Below are 17,404 nucleotides of genomic sequence, written 5' to 3'. Positions count from 1 at the left end.
GAATGGCATCCCTTTATCGCCCTGCCTTTTTGGGGCGCCTTGTCTCCCTTTATTTGTACCAGTCGGAATACATCAGATAGTTGTGTGCAATCTTCTGGTTCAGCTCCTTGGCCTGCTCCGGATCTACTTTCTTGATGAACTTGGCGGGGACTCCTCCCCAGATGCTTCCCGGCTCGATGACCGTATTGCTCAATACCAGGGAACCAGCGGCGACAATAGCCCCTTCGCCCACTACTGCGTGGTCAAGGATGGTGGAACCCATCCCTACCAAAGCATAGTCCTTGATAGTGGCTCCGTGGATGGTCACGTTGTGCCCCACGGATACGTGGTCTCCTATCTCTATGGTCGATTTCTCGTACAAGGTGTGGAGCACGCTTCCATCCTGGATGTTTACTCCGTTCCCTATGCGGATTGAGTTTACGTCACCCCGCAGCACGGTGCTGAACCAGATGCTGCAATCCCGTCCCATCTTGACGTCGCCAATGACAACCGCATTGTCCGCCAAAAAACAATTCTCCCCGATTTCGGGAGTGAATCCTCTTACTGATTTTATTAATGCCATTTTTTTAGTGATTAGTGGTTAGGTTACTGCATGCTTCCTTCAGCCATTCCCGTTCTCCTTCGTTCAGGCTTGGCGAAAGTGTCTCGTATACATGCTGGTGATAGTTGTCCAGCCATGCCGTTTCCTCTGCCGTCAGCATCTCTTTGATGATACCTTTCTTGCAGATGGGGCAGAGGGTAATGGTTTCGAACTTCAGGTAATTTCCGAACATGCCTTCACCGTCCTTCACGGTCAGCACCAGGTTTTCCGTGCGTATTCCATGGCTTCCGGCTTTATAAACGCCCGGTTCGTTGGAAGTGACCATTCCCGGCCGTAGGGTTACCGGATTCTCATTCATGCGGATGCTTTGCGGACCTTCGTGCACATTGAGGAAATGGCCTACGCCGTGCCCGGTACCATGCAGGAAGTTCATGTGGTGTTGCCATATCGGCATGCGGGCCAGTACATCCAGTTGCGCTCCTCGCGTACCTTCCGGGAAGACAGCCATGGCGAGGTCGATATGTCCTTTCAGTATCAGGGTGTAGTCCGTCTTCTCTTCTTCGGTCAGTTTCCCCAGTGCGATGGTGCGGGTGATGTCGGTAGTGCCGTCCAGGTATTGCGCACCCGAGTCCAGCAGCAGGAATCCCTCGGGTTTCAGTGGCACGTCCGTTGCCGGAGTGGCTTCGTAGTGTACGATGGCTCCATGTTCCTTGTACCCGGCAATGGTGTCGAAGCTTTCTCCCATGTAGAGTGGCTGTGCGGCACGGAATTCGTGCAGTTTCTTGTCTACGCTGATTTCTGTCTCGTTGCCTGCGGAAACGGCCTCCTCCAGCCATTTCAGGAACTTCACCAGTGCCACTCCGTCGCGTTGCATGGCTGCGTGGATGCCGGCTATTTCCCGGTCATTGCGGACCGCTTTCAGCAAGGCTATCGGTGAGCGCTCGTCAAGTACCCGGCAGGAAGGGGGGAGGGCGGAATAAACGGCATAATTCGTCTTTCCCATGTCGAGCATGATGCTGCCGTCCGGTATTCTTGTCACAAAGGATTCGGTGTCCCCATAAGCATGGATGGTGACGCCGGCTTCTTCCAGATGGGCTGAAAGCTCTTCCGTTACTTTCTCGGGCTGGATGAAAAAGTGTGTTTCTTGTTCGTTGATTATCAGGTAGCTTACTACTACGGGGTTGCAATGCACATCGTTGCCGCGTATATTGAGTGTCCATGCTATCTCGTCCAATGCCGACACCAATAATACGTCCGCTTCACTCTTCTTCATCTCCCGGCGGATAGCAGCCAGTTTGTCCGGACAGCTTTTCCCGGCGTATTTCATCTCGTGGATAAAGGCGGGTGCTTCGGGCATGGGAGGGCGGTCTGTCCATATCTCATTCATCGGGTCGGCAATGCTCTTTACGGTGATGCCGTTTTTTGCCAGATCCTCTTGCAGGGCTATGGCTTGTGTGGTGGAAAATACCTTTCCGTCTATACCTACAACTGAATTCGCTGTAAGGTTCTCCCGCAGGAAATCGAGGATGCTGGGCGTTTCGGGCAGCATTTCCTTGTATAAGTCGATGCCGCTGCCTTCCAGCTGCTGCTCGGCTTGGAGAAAATAGCGGGAATCTGTCCACAGTCCCGCCTTGTCGGTGGTAATCACCGCCGTGCCTGCCGAACCGGTGAAGCCTGATATCCATTCTCTTGATTTCCAGTACGGTGCTACGTACTCGCTTAGGTGCGGGTCGGTACTGGGGATAATGAAAGCGTCTATGCCTTCTCTTTTTAACAATGCCCGTAGAGCATCTATACGTTGATTGATTGTCTGAGCCATATTTTTATAAATGTAATTAAGTAGGCGTGTAAATGAGTTTATAATCTCTTCATTCTCTGCTTTCAAAGTTACACATTCTCTTTTAAAAATTTGCTATGCTTCACGGATTTTAGCGGATTGGCTCAATAAAAACATCTTTCCCTTTGCTCATTCGTTTGATAATTAGGAATCATGGGTAATTTTTTTGCAGAAAGTTTTGTGAATAAAGAAAGTATGTGTAATTTTGCCGCTCAATTTAATCGTGAGATTTTTAAACCATTAACATTTAATTAAAAGAAAATGATTGTAGTACCTGTAAAAGAAGGCGAAAACATTGAAAAAGCGCTGAAGAAATTCAAAAGAAAGTTTGAAAAAACTGGCACAGTTAAGGAATTGAGACGCAGACAACAGTTTGATAAACCGTCTGTGACTAAAAGACTTAAGAAAGAACGTGCTGTTTACGTTCAACAACTTCAGCAAGTAGAAGATTAATAATTCGTAAATTCCTTTGAATTATTGAATTCTTTTTCATACATTCGTTGCATGATTTTAGATATGTAGCGATATGTTGTTGACAGATTCTTTTCTTGACTATCTTCTGCACGAGCGGAACTATTCCAAAGGTACGGTTGAGTACTATCGGGCAGATATTCTTGAACTGCAGAGGTTTGGAGAAGAAATGTTGGGAGACTTGACTCCATCGGATGTAGATGCGGAACTTGTTCGTGAATGGATTGCTTCCTTGATGGACAAAGGACTTGCTTCTAATACGATAAACCGAAAGCTGAGTTCTATCCGGACATACTATAAATTCCTTTTGAGGAGAGGCGAGGTCGCGGTAGATCCGTTGCGGAAAGTGACGGGGCCCAAGAAGAAAAAGCCGCTTCCGGTATTTCTGAGAGAGGGTGAGATGAATAGGTTACTGGATGATATGGACTTTGGTGAAGGTTTTGAAGGGTGTCGCGACCATATGATTATTGAAATGTTTTATGCTACCGGCATGCGACTTTCAGAATTGATAGGGTTGGATGATAAGGATGTCGATTTTTCGGCTTCTCTCGTTAAAGTGACGGGAAAACGGAATAAACAACGTCTTATACCTTTCGATGAGGAGCTGGGACGCTCGATGCGAGAATATGTCAATGTGCGGAATGAAGCTGTCCCGGTTCGCTCGGATGCTTTTTTTGTCCGGAAGAATGGAAAGAGGCTTTACCGCAGTATCGTAGCATGCCTTGTGAAACGAAACCTTTCGAAGGTAGTGACTGTAAAAAAAAGAAGTCCCCACGTGCTGAGGCACACCTTTGCAACGGCTATGCTGAACAATGGTGCTGATTTAGGCTCGATAAAAGAACTCCTCGGACACGAGAGTCTGGCGACAACGGAAGTTTATACGCATACTACTTTTGAAGAGCTTAAAAAAGTGTATAATCAGGCTCATCCCCGAGCCTAAAGTAAAAAGGAGGTAAGTATGGAAGTAAGAATTCAATCGATTCACTTTGATGCGTCAGAGCAATTGCAGTCTTTCGTTCAAAAGAAAGTTGCTAAGTTGGAGAAATTTTACGACGATATAAAGAAAGTAGAGGTGTCATTAAAGGTAGTAAAACCAGAAACAGCCGAAAATAAAGAAGCCGGAGTGAAAGTATTGGTTCCCAATGGCGAGTTTTATGCAAACAAGGTTTGTGATACGTTTGAAGAAGCAGTGGATTTATGCCTGGAAGCTTTGGAAAAACAGCTGGTTAAGTACAAGGAAAAGCAACGGAGCAAATAATTTTCCGCTAAAATTTTGCGGGTAAAAAATAAATGCCTAAATTTGCAGCCGTTTCGCTCACACTATGAACGTTACGGTTGCATTTTTTAGCTTGCCTCTTTAGCTCAGTTGGCCAGAGCACGTGATTTGTAATCTCGGGGTCGTTGGTTCGAATCCGACAAGAGGCTCGCTCAAGGATGAGTGGAATGAGTCTTTCTTCACGAGGTGGAGATGATATGAGAACGGAAATCGTCCGGGTAAAGTTCACTCTGCGATGATTTAGTAAGGAAAAGAGTTCTTTTTGTAATGTAGGGGCAAATACCAGAGTGGCCAAATGGGGCAGACTGTAAATCTGCTGGCTTACGCCTTCGGTGGTTCGAATCCATCTTTGCCCACAACTCTTATTCTCCTTGCTGTTATAGCTCAGCGGTAGAGCACTTCCTTGGTAAGGAAGAGGTCCCGGGTTCAAGTCCCGGTAACAGCTCACAAAGATGTAAAAGCTGATTATTAATCAAATAAATAACAAGTAAAGCTATGGCTAAAGAGAAATTCGAACGTACCAAACCGCATGTAAACATTGGTACAATTGGTCACGTTGACCACGGTAAAACCACGTTGACAGCTGCTATCACTACAGTGTTGGCAAAGAAAGGTCTTTCTGAATTGCGTTCTTTCGATTCTATCGATAACGCTCCTGAAGAAAAGGAAAGAGGTATCACTATCAACACTTCTCACGTAGAGTATGAAACAGCTAACCGTCACTACGCTCACGTAGACTGCCCGGGTCACGCCGACTACGTAAAGAACATGGTAACTGGTGCTGCTCAGATGGACGGTGCTATCATCGTAGTTGCTGCTACTGATGGTCCGATGCCTCAGACTCGTGAGCATATCTTGCTGGCTCGTCAGGTAAACGTACCGAGACTGGTTGTATTCATGAACAAGTGTGACATGGTAGACGACGCTGAAATGTTGGAACTCGTTGAAATGGAAATGCGTGAACTGCTTTCAGCTTACGAATTCGACGGCGACAACACTCCGTTCATCCAGGGTTCTGCTCTTGGTGCGTTGAATGGCGTTGAAAAGTGGGAAGAGAAGGTTATGGAGCTGATGGATGCTTGCGACACTTGGATTCCTCTGCCTCCACGTGATATTGACAAACCGTTCTTGATGCCGGTTGAAGACGTATTCTCAATCACTGGTCGTGGTACTGTAGCTACTGGTCGTATCGAAGCTGGTGTTATCCATGTAGGTGACGAAGTTGAAATCCTCGGTTTGGGTGAAGACAAGAAGTCTGTTGTAACTGGTGTTGAAATGTTCCGCAAGTTGCTGGATCAAGGTGAAGCTGGTGACAACGTAGGTCTGTTGCTCCGTGGTATTGACAAGAACGAAATCAAACGTGGTATGGTTCTTTGTAAGCCCGGTCAGATTAAACCTCACTCTAAGTTCAAAGCTTCTATCTACGTTTTGAAGAAAGAAGAAGGTGGTCGTCACACTCCGTTCCACAACAAATACCGTCCTCAGTTCTATCTGCGTACTATGGACTGTACAGGTGAAATCACTCTTCCGGAAGGAACTGAAATGGTAATGCCTGGTGATAACGTAGAAATCACTGTAGAACTGATCTACCCGGTAGCATTGAACGTAGGTTTGCGTTTCGCTATCCGTGAAGGTGGTCGTACAGTAGGTTCTGGTCAGATTACTGAAATTCTTGACTAATAACCAATATAATCTTAATCAGTTCCCGGTATACATCGGGAACTGATTATGTACAAACGGGAGTAGCTCAGTTGGTAGAGCACCGGTCTCCAAAACCGGGTGTCGGGAGTTCGAGCCTCTCCTCCCGTGCTAATATTTTTGAAATGAAGAAGATTGTAGCTTATTTTAAAGAAACTTACGACGAACTTGTTCATAAAGTGTCGTGGCCTACGTATTCTGAACTTACTAACAGTGCAGTAGTTGTTTTATATGCTTCCCTACTAATTGCAGTGGTAGTATTTGCGATGGACTTCTGTTTCCAGCATCTGATGGAATTTGTTTATCCACATTAAAAGTAAGGAGAAATGTCTGAGATTGAAAAGAAATGGTACGTTTTGCGTGCTATTAGCGGAAAAGAAGCTAAGGTAAAGGAATACCTTGAAGCTGATATTAAAAACAGCGACCTTGGTGATTACGTATCTCAGGTATTGATTCCTACCGAAAAGGTATATCAGGTTCGCAATGGTAAGAAAATTGTGAAAGAGAGAAGTTATCTCCCTGGTTACGTTTTGGTGGAGGCTGCTCTGGTGGGTGAGGTTGCTCATCATCTGAGAAATACTCCTAATGTGATAGGGTTCTTGGGTGGTTCGGAAAAACCCGTACCTCTGAGACAGTCGGAAGTGAATCGCATACTTGGTACGGTCGACGAATTGCAGGAATCAGGTGAAGACTTGAGTATCCCGTATGTAGTCGGCGAGACTGTAAAGGTGAATTACGGTCCGTTCAGTGGATTCAGTGGAATCATTGAAGAAGTGAACACCGAGAAGAAGAAACTGAAGGTCATGGTCAAGATATTCGGACGGAAGACTCCGCTCGAATTGGGCTTTATGCAAGTTGAAAAAGAATAGTGCAGGTGTTACGCTGTAGTATTCTTCATTAATGTTTATATATATAAATCAATTAGAAAATGGCTAAAGAAGTTGCTGGACTAATCAAATTACAGATTAAAGGAGGCGCGGCAAATCCATCACCCCCAGTAGGACCTGCATTGGGTTCCAAGGGTATCAATATCATGGAGTTTTGCAAGCAATTCAACGCCAGAACCCAAGACAAAGCAGGAAAGATTCTTCCTGTGATTATCACTTACTACGCAGACAAGTCTTTCGATTTTGTAATCAAGACTCCTCCCGTGGCTATCCAGTTGTTGGAAGTGACGAAGCAAAAGAGTGGTTCTGCTGAGCCTAACCGTAAGAAAGTTGCCGAGATTACTTGGGAACAGGTTCGTACGATTGCTCAGGACAAAATGGTTGACTTGAACTGTTTCACTGTAGAAGCTGCCATGAAAATGGTTGCCGGTACAGCTAGAAGTATGGGTATCGCTGTAAAAGGGGAGTTCCCGGTTAATAATTAATAAACTTCAATTAGAATGGGTAAACTGACAAAAAATCAAAAGTTGGCTGCAGAAAAAATTGAAGCAGGGAAAGCATACTCTCTCAAGGAAGCTGCTCAGTTGGTAAAGGAAATCACTTATACCAAGTTTGACGCTTCTCTGGATATCGACGTACGTTTGGGCGTTGACCCGCGTAAGGCCAACCAGATGGTGAGAGGTGTTGTATCACTTCCTCACGGTACTGGTAAGGTTGTACGCGTTTTGGTGCTTTGTACACCAGATGCTGAAGCTGCTGCAAAAGAAGCCGGAGCTGACTATGTTGGTCTTGACGAATATATTGAAAAGATCAAAGGTGGATGGACTGATATTGATGTGATTATCACTATGCCGTCCATCATGGGTAAGATTGGTGCACTCGGTCGTGTGCTCGGTCCTCGTGGATTGATGCCTAACCCCAAGAGTGGCACTGTAACTATGGATGTTGCTAAAGCTGTAAGAGAAGTAAAACAAGGCAAAATCGACTTTAAGGTTGACAAGAGCGGTATTGTTCATACTTCTATCGGTAAAGTTTCATTTAGCGCTGAGCAAATTCGCGACAATGCGAAAGAATTCATCTCTACTTTGAATAAATTGAAACCGACTGCAGCCAAGGGTACATATATTAAGAGTATTTATCTTTCTAGCACGATGAGTGCGGGCATCAAGATTGACCCGAAAACAGTAGAAGAAATCTAATAAAACGGAGTAATAATGAGAAAGGAAGATAAAAGTACGATTATTGAGCAGATTGCTGCTACAGTGAAGGAATACGGTCACTTCTATTTGGTGGATACCACTGCCATGAATGCTGCTACAACCAGCATGTTGAGAAGAGAATGTTTCAAGGCTGACATCAAATTGATGGTAGTTAAGAATACATTGCTTCACAAGGCATTGGAGAGCCTGGAAGAAGACTTTTCTCCGCTTTATGGTTCTCTGAAAGGTACAACTGCCGTAATGTTCAGCAACGTTGCTAACGCTCCGGCCAAGTTGATTAAAGATAAGGCTAAGAACGGTATTCCCGGACTGAAGGCTGCATATGCAGAAGAAAGCTTCTATGTTGGTGCTGACCAGTTGGATGCTCTCGTAAGTATCAAGAGTAAGAATGAAGTTATTGCCGATATCGTTGCATTGCTGCAGTCACCGGCCAAGAATGTTATTTCTGCTCTGCAATCAGGTGGTAACACCCTCCACGGAGTTCTCAAGACTCTTGGTGAACGTCCCGAAGCGTAAATTTCGGAAAAAGAATTATATCAATTTATTTAGTATTTAAACAATTAAAAATCATACAAAAATGGCAGATTTGAAAGCTTTTGCAGAACAATTAGTTAACTTGACAGTAAAAGAAGTTAATGAACTTGCAACAATCTTGAAAGAAGAATATGGTATTGAACCTGCTGCTGCAGCTGTAGCTGTTGCTGCTGGTCCTGCAGCCGGTGGTGCTGCTGCCGCAGAAGAAAAGACTTCTTTCGACGTAGTATTGAAGAGCGCTGGCTCAGCTAAACTTCAGGTAGTTAAAGCCGTTAAGGAAGCTTGCGGTCTTGGCTTGAAGGAAGCTAAGGACATGGTAGACGGTGCTCCTAGCGTAGTAAAAGAAGGTTTGGCTAAGGACGAAGCAGAATCATTGAAGAAAACATTGGAAGAAGCTGGAGCTGAAGTTGAACTTAAATAACATTAGCCTGTAAATCAGGTAATTCGGTTAGGAACCCTTCGTGAAAAGGGTTCTTAACCTTTTTGTGTATATATTTAAAATTAAGTTCTACAAATCCATTAACAGATGTCTTCAAATACTGTAAATCAAAGAGTTAATTTTGCTTCGACTAAGAATCCGCTTGAATATCCGGATTTTCTGGAAGTACAATTGAAGTCATTCAAAGACTTTCTACAACTGGACACCCCACCCGAGAAACGTAAGAACGAGGGACTGTATAAAGTATTTGCTGAAAACTTCCCCATTGCCGATACAAGAAATAATTTTGTTCTTGAGTTTTTGGACTACTATATTGATCCGCCGCGCTATACCATTGATGAATGTATAGAGCGAGGGCTTACATATAGCGTGCCTTTGAAGGCAAAATTGAAATTATATTGTACCGACCCCGACCACGAAGATTTTGACACGGTCATTCAGGACGTGTTCCTCGGTCCTATTCCTTACATGACGGATAAGGCAACATTCGTCATCAACGGTGCGGAACGTGTGGTTGTATCCCAGCTTCACCGTTCACCGGGCGTATTCTTCGGACAGAGCGTACATGCCAACGGTACCAAGTTGTACTCAGCCCGTATCATCCCGTTCAAGGGTTCGTGGATTGAGTTTGCCACCGACATCAACAACGTCATGTATGCGTACATTGACCGTAAGAAGAAATTGCCGGTTACCACTTTGCTGAGAGCCATCGGATTTGAGAATGACAAGGACATTCTCGAGATTTTTAATTTGGCGGAAGACGTGAAGGTGAACAAGACGAACCTCAAGAAGATGGTGGGACGTAAGTTGGCCGCACGTGTGTTGAAAACATGGATTGAGGATTTTGTAGACGAAGATACCGGTGAAGTTGTTTCCATCGAGCGTAACGAAGTCGTTATTGACCGTGAAACTGTAATCGAGCCGGAACATGTTGACATTATATTAGAGTCGGGCGTTCAGAATATCCTCGTACACAAGGAAGAACCGAACCAGTCTGACTATTCTATCATATATAATACTCTGCAGAAGGATCCGAGTAACTCGGAAAAAGAAGCTGTACTCTACATCTACCGCCAGTTGCGTAATGCAGACCCTGCCGATGATGCCAGTGCACGCGAGGTTATCAATAACCTGTTCTTCTCAGAGAAGAGATATGACCTGGGTGATGTAGGCCGTTATCGTATCAACAGAAAGTTGAACTTGACGACCGATATGGACGTGCGTGTCCTTACCAAGGAAGATATTATCGAAATTATCAAATATCTCATCGAGTTGATTAACTCGAAAGCGGATGTGGACGATATCGACCACTTGAGCAACCGTCGTGTGCGTACAGTGGGCGAACAGTTGTCCAATCAGTTTGCCATCGGTCTGGCACGTATGTCGCGTACTATCCGCGAGCGTATGAACGTCCGTGACAATGAAGTCTTTACTCCGATTGACCTGATTAACGCCAAGACAATCTCTTCCGTTATCAATTCATTCTTTGGAACGAATGCTTTGTCACAGTTCATGGACCAGACCAACCCGCTGGCCGAGATTACTCACAAGCGCCGTATGTCTGCCCTGGGTCCCGGCGGTCTGTCACGCGAGCGTGCAGGCTTCGAGGTTCGTGACGTACACTATACTCACTACGGACGTCTTTGTCCTATCGAGACTCCTGAAGGTCCGAACATCGGTTTGATTTCTTCACTCTGTGTGTTCGCGAAAATCAACGAGCTTGGCTTCATTGAAACTCCGTACCGCAAGGTGGCAGAGGGTAAGGTTGATCTTTCTGACGAAGGTTTGGTTTACCTCACCGCAGAAGAAGAGGAAGCCAAGATTATTGCTCAGGGTAATGCTCCTTTGAACGATGACGGTACTTTTGTACGTGATAAAGTAAAATCCCGTCAGGATGCCGACTATCCGGTGGTTCCTCCTTCCGAGGTGGAATTGATGGACGTATCTCCCCAGCAGATTGCTTCTATTGCGGCTTCTTTGATTCCGTTCTTGGAGCATGATGACGCCAACCGTGCATTGATGGGATCAAACATGATGCGCCAGGCTGTTCCTTTATTGAAGAGCGAAGCTCCGATTGTAGGTACCGGTATCGAACGCCAGCTGGCACGCGATTCCCGTACGCAGATTACTGCCGAGGGTGACGGTGTGGTTGAATTCGTGGATGCAACGACTATCCGTATTCTGTACGACCGTACGGAGGAGGAAGAGTTCGTAAGCTTCGAGCCTGCATTGAAAGAATATAATATCCCGAAGTGGCGCCGTACCAACCAGAACATGACGATTGACCTCCGTCCGATTTGCGAGAAGGGTCAGCGCGTGACTGTAGGTCAAATCCTGACGGAAGGTTATTCAACCGAAGACGGAGAGCTTGCACTGGGTAAGAACCTGCTGGTTGCTTACATGCCGTGGAAGGGCTATAACTATGAGGATGCTATCGTACTGAACGAACGTGTGGTTCGTGAGGATCTTTTGACCTCTGTACACGTAGAAGAATATTCTTTGGAAGTTCGTGAAACGAAGCGTGGTATGGAAGAGTTGACCTCTGACATTCCTAACGTAAGTGAGGAAGCGACTAAAGACCTTGACGAAAACGGTATTGTTCGTGTGGGTGCCCGCATCGAACCGGGTGATATCCTTATCGGTAAGATTACTCCGAAGGGTGAATCGGATCCTTCTCCGGAAGAGAAACTGCTCCGTGCCATCTTCGGTGACAAGGCCGGTGATGTGAAGGATGCTTCTTTGAAAGCCTCTCCTTCTTTGAAGGGTGTTGTTATCGGTAAGCGTCTGTTCTCCCGTGTTGTCAAGACCCGCAGCTCCAAGCTGGCCGACAAGGCTCTGTTACCGAAGATTGACGATGAGTTCGACGCTAAGATTGGTGACCTCAAGAAAGTGTTGATAAACAAGCTGTTGAAGCTTACAGAAAATTATACATCGGAAGGTGTGAAGGATTACATGGGTGCCGACATTATTTCCAAAGGCGCCAGATTCTCTGCTTCCGACTTCAGCGATTTGGACTTCACCGCTGTTCAGTTGAGCAACTGGACGAAGGATGAACATACCAACGGACTGATTCGTGCATTGGTGATGAACTTCATCAAGAAGTACAAGGAACTCGATGCCGAGCTGAAACGCAAGAAGTTCGCCATCACTATCGGTGACGAGTTGCCCGCAGGTATCATTCAGATGGCCAAGGTATACATTGCCAAGAAACGTAAGATTGGTGTCGGTGACAAGATGGCCGGTCGTCACGGTAACAAGGGTATTGTTTCCCGTGTGGTACGCCAGGAAGACATGCCGTTCCTTGCTGACGGTACTCCGGTAGACATCGTGCTGAATCCGTTGGGTGTGCCTTCACGTATGAACATCGGTCAGATATTCGAGGCCGTTCTCGGGCGTGCCGGAAAAAACCTGGGCGTGAAGTTTGCCACTCCTATCTTTGACGGTGCATCTTTGGACGATTTGAACGAATGGACCGATAAGGCCGGCTTGCCTCGCTACGGCAAGACAACGCTGTATGATGGTGGTACCGGTGAAGCATTCGAGCAGCAGGCTACGGTAGGTGTGACTTACATGCTGAAGCTCGGTCACATGGTTGAAGACAAGATGCACGCACGTTCCATCGGTCCGTACTCACTCATTACGCAACAGCCGTTGGGTGGTAAGGCACAGTTCGGTGGTCAGCGTTTTGGAGAAATGGAAGTTTGGGCACTCGAAGCGTTCGGTGCCGCACACATTCTGCAGGAAATCCTGACTATCAAGTCTGATGACGTTGTAGGACGTTCCAAGGCTTATGAAGCAATCGTGAAGGGTGAACCGATGCCTGCTCCGGGTATCCCCGAGTCACTGAACGTATTGCTGCACGAGTTGAGAGGTTTGGGCTTGAGCATCAACTTAGAATAATGGATAATTGATAATTGAGAGTGGATAATGCAAGTTACCATTCTCAATTATCGGTTTTCAGTTTTTCAATTTCAATTTTCCATTGTCAATTATCAATTAAATAAATTTATGGCTTTTAGAAAAGATAACAAGATAAAGAGTAATTTCTCGAAAATCTCTATCGGTTTGGCTTCTCCTGAGGAAATCCTTGAGAATTCGAGTGGTGAAGTTTTAAAGCCTGAAACCATCAACTATCGTACGTATAAGCCCGAACGCGACGGATTGTTCTGCGAGCGCATCTTTGGTCCTATCAAGGATTACGAGTGCCATTGCGGTAAGTACAAGCGTATCCGTTACAAAGGCATCGTCTGCGACCGTTGTGGTGTGGAAGTGACTGAAAAGAAAGTGCGCCGTGAGCGTATGGGACACATCCAGCTCGTTGTGCCCGTGGCTCACATCTGGTACTTCCGTTCACTTCCCAACAAAATCGGTTACTTGTTGGGCTTGCCCACCAAGAAGCTGGATGCCATTATCTATTACGAGCGTTATGTTGTCATTCAGCCGGGTGTACTGTCCGATGAAGTGGCACAGTATGACTTGCTTGAAGAAGGAGAATACCTGGACTTGCTGGAAAAGTTGCCGAAAGACAACCAGTTCCTCGAAGATTCAGATCCCAATAAGTTCATTGCCAAGATGGGCGCGGAAGCTATCTACGATTTGCTGTCACGCCTCGACCTTGACTCTTTGTCTTACGAACTGCGTAACCGTGCCGGAAGCGATGCTTCACAGCAACGCAAGACCGAAGCTCTGAAACGTCTTCAGGTAGTTGAGTCGTTCCGTGCATCACGCGGACGCAACAAGCCCGAGTGGATGATTGTACGCATTGTACCGGTTATTCCGCCCGAACTTCGTCCGTTGGTCCCATTGGATGGCGGCCGTTTCGCAACTTCTGACTTGAATGACCTTTACCGTCGTGTCATCATCCGTAACAACCGTCTGAAGAGATTGATTGAAATCAAGGCTCCTGAAGTGATTTTGCGTAATGAAAAACGTATGTTGCAGGAAGCTGTCGACTCTCTGTTTGATAACTCCCGTAAATCGAGTGCAGTGAAGACCGACGCTAACCGTCCGTTGAAGTCACTTTCCGACAGTTTGAAGGGTAAGCAAGGACGTTTCCGTCAGAACTTGTTGGGTAAGCGTGTCGACTATTCCGCACGTTCTGTAATCGTTGTAGGTCCGGAGCTGAAGATGGGCGAATGCGGTATCCCTAAACTGATGGCAGCCGAGCTTTACAAGCCGTTCATCATTCGTAAGCTCATTGAGCGTGGTATCGTGAAGACGGTAAAGAGCGCCAAGAAGATTGTAGACCGCAAGGAACCCGTTATCTGGGATATTTTGGAACACGTGATGAAGGGGCATCCGGTGCTGTTGAACCGTGCCCCGACACTTCACCGTCTGGGTATCCAGGCATTCCAGCCTAAAATGATTGAAGGTAAGGCAATCCAGCTGCACCCGTTGGCATGTACGGCGTTCAATGCCGACTTCGACGGTGACCAGATGGCCGTGCACTTGCCGTTGAGCAACGAAGCGATTCTGGAAGCACAGATGCTAATGCTCCAGTCACACAATATATTGAACCCTGCCAACGGTGCTCCTATCACTGTGCCTGCTCAGGATATGGTACTTGGTCTGTACTATATTACGAAGCTGCGCAAGGGTGCCAAGGGTGAAGGCCTGACATTCTACGGTCCTGAGGAAGCGCTGATTGCCTACAATGAAGGTAAGTGCGACATCCATGCTCCGGTAAGCGTAATAGTGAAAGACGTTGACGAGAATGGTAACATTGTGGACAAGATGATGCACGATACCTCCGTGGGCCGTGTCATTGTCAACGAAATTGTTCCGGCAGAAGCAGGATATATCAATACGATTATCTCCAAGAAGTCACTCCGAGACATCATCAGTCACGTAATCAAGGTGTGCGGTGTTGCCAAGGCAGCCGACTTCCTCGACGGAATCAAGAACCTCGGTTATTACATGGCCTTCAAGGGTGGTTTGTCGTTCAACTTGGGCGATATCATTATCCCGGAAGAGAAGGAAGCATTAGTACAGAAAGGTTATGATGAAGTAGAGCAGGTAATCAATAACTATAACATGGGTTTCATCACGAACAACGAGCGTTACAACCAGGTAATCGATATCTGGACGCACGTGAACTCTGAGTTGTCCAACATCCTGATGAAAACCATTTCAAGCGACGACCAGGGTTTCAACTCTGTATACATGATGCTGGATTCCGGTGCCCGTGGTTCTAAGGAACAGATTCGTCAGCTCTCCGGTATGCGTGGTTTGATGGCGAAGCCCCAGAAAGCAGGTGCCGAAGGCGGTCAGATTATCGAAAACCCGATTCTTTCTAACTTTAAGGAAGGTCTGTCCGTGTTGGAGTACTTTATCTCTACCCACGGTGCCCGTAAGGGTCTTGCCGATACCGCTTTGAAGACGGCCGATGCCGGATACCTGACCCGTCGTCTGGTTGACGTATCGCATGATGTGATTATTAATGAAGAAGACTGCGGCACGCTCCGCGGATTGGTTTGTACGGCACTGAAGAACAATGATGAAACCATTGCCACTCTGTATGAACGTATCCTGGGTCGTGTATCCGTACATGATATTGTTCATCCTACAACCGGCGAACTGATTGTGGCCGGCGGTGAGGAAATTACCGAGGACATTGCACAACGCATTGAAGACTCTCCAATCGAGAGCGTTGAAATCCGTTCTGTATTGACCTGCGAATCCAAGAAAGGTGTTTGTGCCAAGTGTTACGGACGTAACCTGGCTTCCAGCCGTATGGTTCAGAAGGGCGAGGCAGTCGGCGTAATCGCTGCACAGTCTATCGGTGAGCCGGGTACACAGTTGACACTGCGTACATTCCATGCCGGTGGTACGGCAGCCAATATTGCTGCCAACGCAAGCATCGTGGCCAAGAATCCTGCCCGTCTGGAATTCGAAGAACTCCGTACGGTAGACGTTATCGACGAAGCAGGCGAACCGGCAAAGGTAGTGGTAGGCCGTTTGGCCGAAGTGCGTTTCGTGGATGTCAACACGGGTATTGTGCTTTCCACTCATAATGTACCCTACGGTTCTACGCTCTATGCAGCCGATGGTGAAATGGTAGAGAAAGGCAAGATGATTGCCCGTTGGGACCCGTTCAACGCGGTTATCATTACCGAAGCTACCGGTAAGATTGAATTTGAAGGTGTTATTGAAAACGTGACTTATAAGGTAGAGTCTGATGAATCTACCGGTTTGCGCGAAATCATCATCATTGAGTCTAAGGATAAGACGAAGGTGCCTACCGCACACATCATGACAGAAGACGGCGAACTGATCCGTACATACAACTTGCCAGTAGGTGGCCACGTAGTGGTTGAAGACGGTCAGAAGGTAAAGGCCGGTGAAGTTATCGTGAAGATTCCGCGTGCCGTAGGTAAAGCGGGTGATATCACGGGTGGTCTTCCCCGTGTCACTGAGTTGTTCGAGGCACGTAACCCGTCTAATCCCGCTGTGGTTTCAGAAATCGACGGTGAGGTTACCATGGGTAAGGTGAAACGCGGTAATCGCGAAATCATCGTTACTTCCAAGACCGGTGAAGTGAAGAAGTACCTCGTACCGTTGTCCAAGCAGATTCTGGTTCAGGAGAACGACTATGTACGCGCCGGTACTCCGTTGTCTGACGGTGCTATCACACCTGCGGACATCCTGGCTATCAAAGGTCCTACGGCCGTGCAGGAATATATTGTGAACGAGGTTCAGGACGTTTACCGTCTGCAGGGTGTGAAGATTAATGATAAGCACTTTGAAATCATCGTTCGTCAGATGATGCGCAAGGTGGAAATCGACGAGCCAGGTGATACCCGCTTCCTGGAACAGCAAGTTGTTGACAAGATGGAATTCATGGAAGAGAATGACCGTATCTGGGGAAAGAAGGTGGTAGTGGATGCTGGAGATTCCCAGAGTCTGCAGGCTGGCCAGATTGTGACGGCCCGCAAGCTGCGTGACGAGAACTCCATGTTGAAACGCCGCGACTTGAAACCCGTGGAAGTGCGCGACGCTGTACCTGCGACTTCTACTCAGATTCTTCAAGGTATCACCCGTGCTGCATTGCAGACTTCAAGCTTCATGTCGGCTGCTTCCTTCCAGGAAACGACGAAGGTACTGAACGAGGCTGCCATCAACGGAAAGGTGGACCGTCTGGAAGGTATGAAGGAGAACGTAATTTGCGGTCACCTGATTCCTGCCGGTACCGGACAACGCGAGTTCGAGAAGATTATCGTTGGCTCCAAAGAAGAGTACGACCGTATGCTTGCCAACAAGAAGACGGTACTTGATTATGCTGTAGACGAGAAAGTAGAGGGATAGCCTTACAACGTCAATATAATTCTATAAAATAGAGAGGGAATATCCTATAAGAAGGAGTATTCCCTCTCTGTTTTATCTTTGCCTCTTCCTTCTGTACTGCAATGCTTCTGTATGTTTGTTACAGTGCTACTGCAAAACGGTTGCAGTGGCTTGCTCCTTTTTCAGAACGGATTATTATGTGTCTTTTTGAACTTAAA

At 46.7% G+C, this 17,404-nt stretch carries 14 protein-coding genes and 4 tRNA genes; 16 read left to right on the top strand and 2 right to left on the bottom strand.

Features of this window, described 5'->3' with window-relative positions; translation table 11 throughout:
• Positions 1 to 49: 49 nt before the first annotated feature.
• Together DW039_RS09855 and DW039_RS09850 are read right to left on the bottom strand one after the other, a co-directional pair.
• Positions 50 to 562 carry a gamma carbonic anhydrase family protein gene (locus DW039_RS09855; RefSeq protein WP_009037306.1) on the bottom strand — a complete coding sequence of 171 codons (513 nt, stop codon included), beginning with the start codon at positions 560 to 562 and terminating at the stop codon, positions 50 to 52.
• Between the two features lie 4 nt (positions 563 to 566).
• Positions 567 to 2,360, bottom strand: a complete 1,794-nt coding sequence (locus DW039_RS09850; RefSeq protein ID WP_117704072.1) for an aminopeptidase P family protein — start codon at positions 2,358 to 2,360, stop codon at positions 567 to 569.
• A 279-nt stretch (positions 2,361 to 2,639) separates the two neighbouring features.
• On the opposite strand from DW039_RS09850, the gene rpsU reads away from it, so the two are divergent.
• The 16 genes from rpsU to rpoC all read left to right on the top strand — a co-directional run bounded on the left by rpsU (position 2,640) and on the right by rpoC (position 17,207).
• Positions 2,640 to 2,831 (top strand): 30S ribosomal protein S21, encoded by a 192-nt coding sequence (gene rpsU, locus DW039_RS09845; RefSeq protein ID WP_005825735.1) that lies wholly within the window; start codon positions 2,640 to 2,642, stop codon positions 2,829 to 2,831.
• Between the two features lie 73 nt (positions 2,832 to 2,904).
• Positions 2,905 to 3,789 (top strand): tyrosine recombinase XerC, encoded by an 885-nt coding sequence (xerC, locus tag DW039_RS09840; RefSeq protein WP_016271996.1) that lies wholly within the window; start codon positions 2,905 to 2,907, stop codon positions 3,787 to 3,789.
• Between the two features lie 18 nt (positions 3,790 to 3,807).
• The gene (gene hpf, locus DW039_RS09835) at positions 3,808 to 4,107 is read left to right on the top strand and encodes a ribosome hibernation-promoting factor, HPF/YfiA family (protein WP_005825731.1); all 300 of its coding nucleotides are present in this window, start codon (positions 3,808 to 3,810) and stop codon (positions 4,105 to 4,107) included.
• Positions 4,108 to 4,200: 93 nt separating this feature from the next.
• Positions 4,201 to 4,274: transfer RNA gene (locus tag DW039_RS09830), tRNA-Thr, on the top strand.
• 124 nt (positions 4,275 to 4,398) lie between these two features.
• A tRNA-Tyr gene (locus DW039_RS09825) sits at positions 4,399 to 4,481 on the top strand.
• Between the two features lie 17 nt (positions 4,482 to 4,498).
• Positions 4,499 to 4,570: transfer RNA gene (locus tag DW039_RS09820), tRNA-Thr, on the top strand.
• A 50-nt stretch (positions 4,571 to 4,620) separates the two neighbouring features.
• On the top strand, positions 4,621 to 5,805 hold the full coding sequence (gene tuf, locus DW039_RS09815; RefSeq protein ID WP_005825727.1) for an elongation factor Tu: 1,185 nt from the start codon (positions 4,621 to 4,623) through the stop codon (positions 5,803 to 5,805).
• Between the two features lie 56 nt (positions 5,806 to 5,861).
• Positions 5,862 to 5,934: transfer RNA gene (locus tag DW039_RS09810), tRNA-Trp, on the top strand.
• 14 nt (positions 5,935 to 5,948) lie between these two features.
• Positions 5,949 to 6,137, top strand: coding sequence for a preprotein translocase subunit SecE (gene secE, locus DW039_RS21470; RefSeq protein WP_005825726.1), 189 nt, complete (start codon positions 5,949 to 5,951; stop codon positions 6,135 to 6,137).
• A gap of 12 nt (positions 6,138 to 6,149) precedes the next feature.
• Positions 6,150 to 6,692 (top strand): transcription termination/antitermination protein NusG, encoded by a 543-nt coding sequence (gene nusG / locus DW039_RS09800; RefSeq protein WP_005825724.1) that lies wholly within the window; start codon positions 6,150 to 6,152, stop codon positions 6,690 to 6,692.
• A gap of 59 nt (positions 6,693 to 6,751) precedes the next feature.
• Positions 6,752 to 7,195, top strand: coding sequence for a 50S ribosomal protein L11 (rplK, locus tag DW039_RS09795; protein ID WP_005825722.1), 444 nt, complete (start codon positions 6,752 to 6,754; stop codon positions 7,193 to 7,195).
• Between the two features lie 15 nt (positions 7,196 to 7,210).
• Positions 7,211 to 7,909 (top strand): 50S ribosomal protein L1, encoded by a 699-nt coding sequence (gene rplA / locus DW039_RS09790; RefSeq protein WP_005825721.1) that lies wholly within the window; start codon positions 7,211 to 7,213, stop codon positions 7,907 to 7,909.
• Positions 7,910 to 7,924: 15 nt separating this feature from the next.
• Positions 7,925 to 8,446: a 50S ribosomal protein L10 gene (gene rplJ / locus DW039_RS09785; RefSeq protein ID WP_005825719.1), complete on the top strand. Its 522-nt coding sequence runs from the start codon at positions 7,925 to 7,927 to the stop codon at positions 8,444 to 8,446.
• 61 nt (positions 8,447 to 8,507) lie between these two features.
• Positions 8,508 to 8,885 carry a 50S ribosomal protein L7/L12 gene (rplL, locus tag DW039_RS09780; RefSeq protein WP_004291279.1) on the top strand — a complete coding sequence of 126 codons (378 nt, stop codon included), beginning with the start codon at positions 8,508 to 8,510 and terminating at the stop codon, positions 8,883 to 8,885.
• Positions 8,886 to 8,990: 105 nt separating this feature from the next.
• A complete protein-coding gene (gene rpoB / locus DW039_RS09775) occupies positions 8,991 to 12,803 on the top strand; it encodes a DNA-directed RNA polymerase subunit beta (protein ID WP_120381894.1) in 3,813 nt (1,270 codons plus the stop codon).
• A gap of 108 nt (positions 12,804 to 12,911) precedes the next feature.
• On the top strand, positions 12,912 to 17,207 hold the full coding sequence (gene rpoC / locus DW039_RS09770; RefSeq protein ID WP_008661873.1) for a DNA-directed RNA polymerase subunit beta': 4,296 nt from the start codon (positions 12,912 to 12,914) through the stop codon (positions 17,205 to 17,207).
• The last annotated feature ends 197 nt before the right edge of the window (positions 17,208 to 17,404 follow it).

The sequence above is a fragment of the Bacteroides sp. AF39-16AC genome (genome assembly GCF_003602735.1).
GTDB lineage: Bacteria > Bacteroidota > Bacteroidia > Bacteroidales > Bacteroidaceae > Bacteroides > Bacteroides uniformis.
This window is presented reverse-complemented; position numbering and strand designations above follow the sequence as displayed.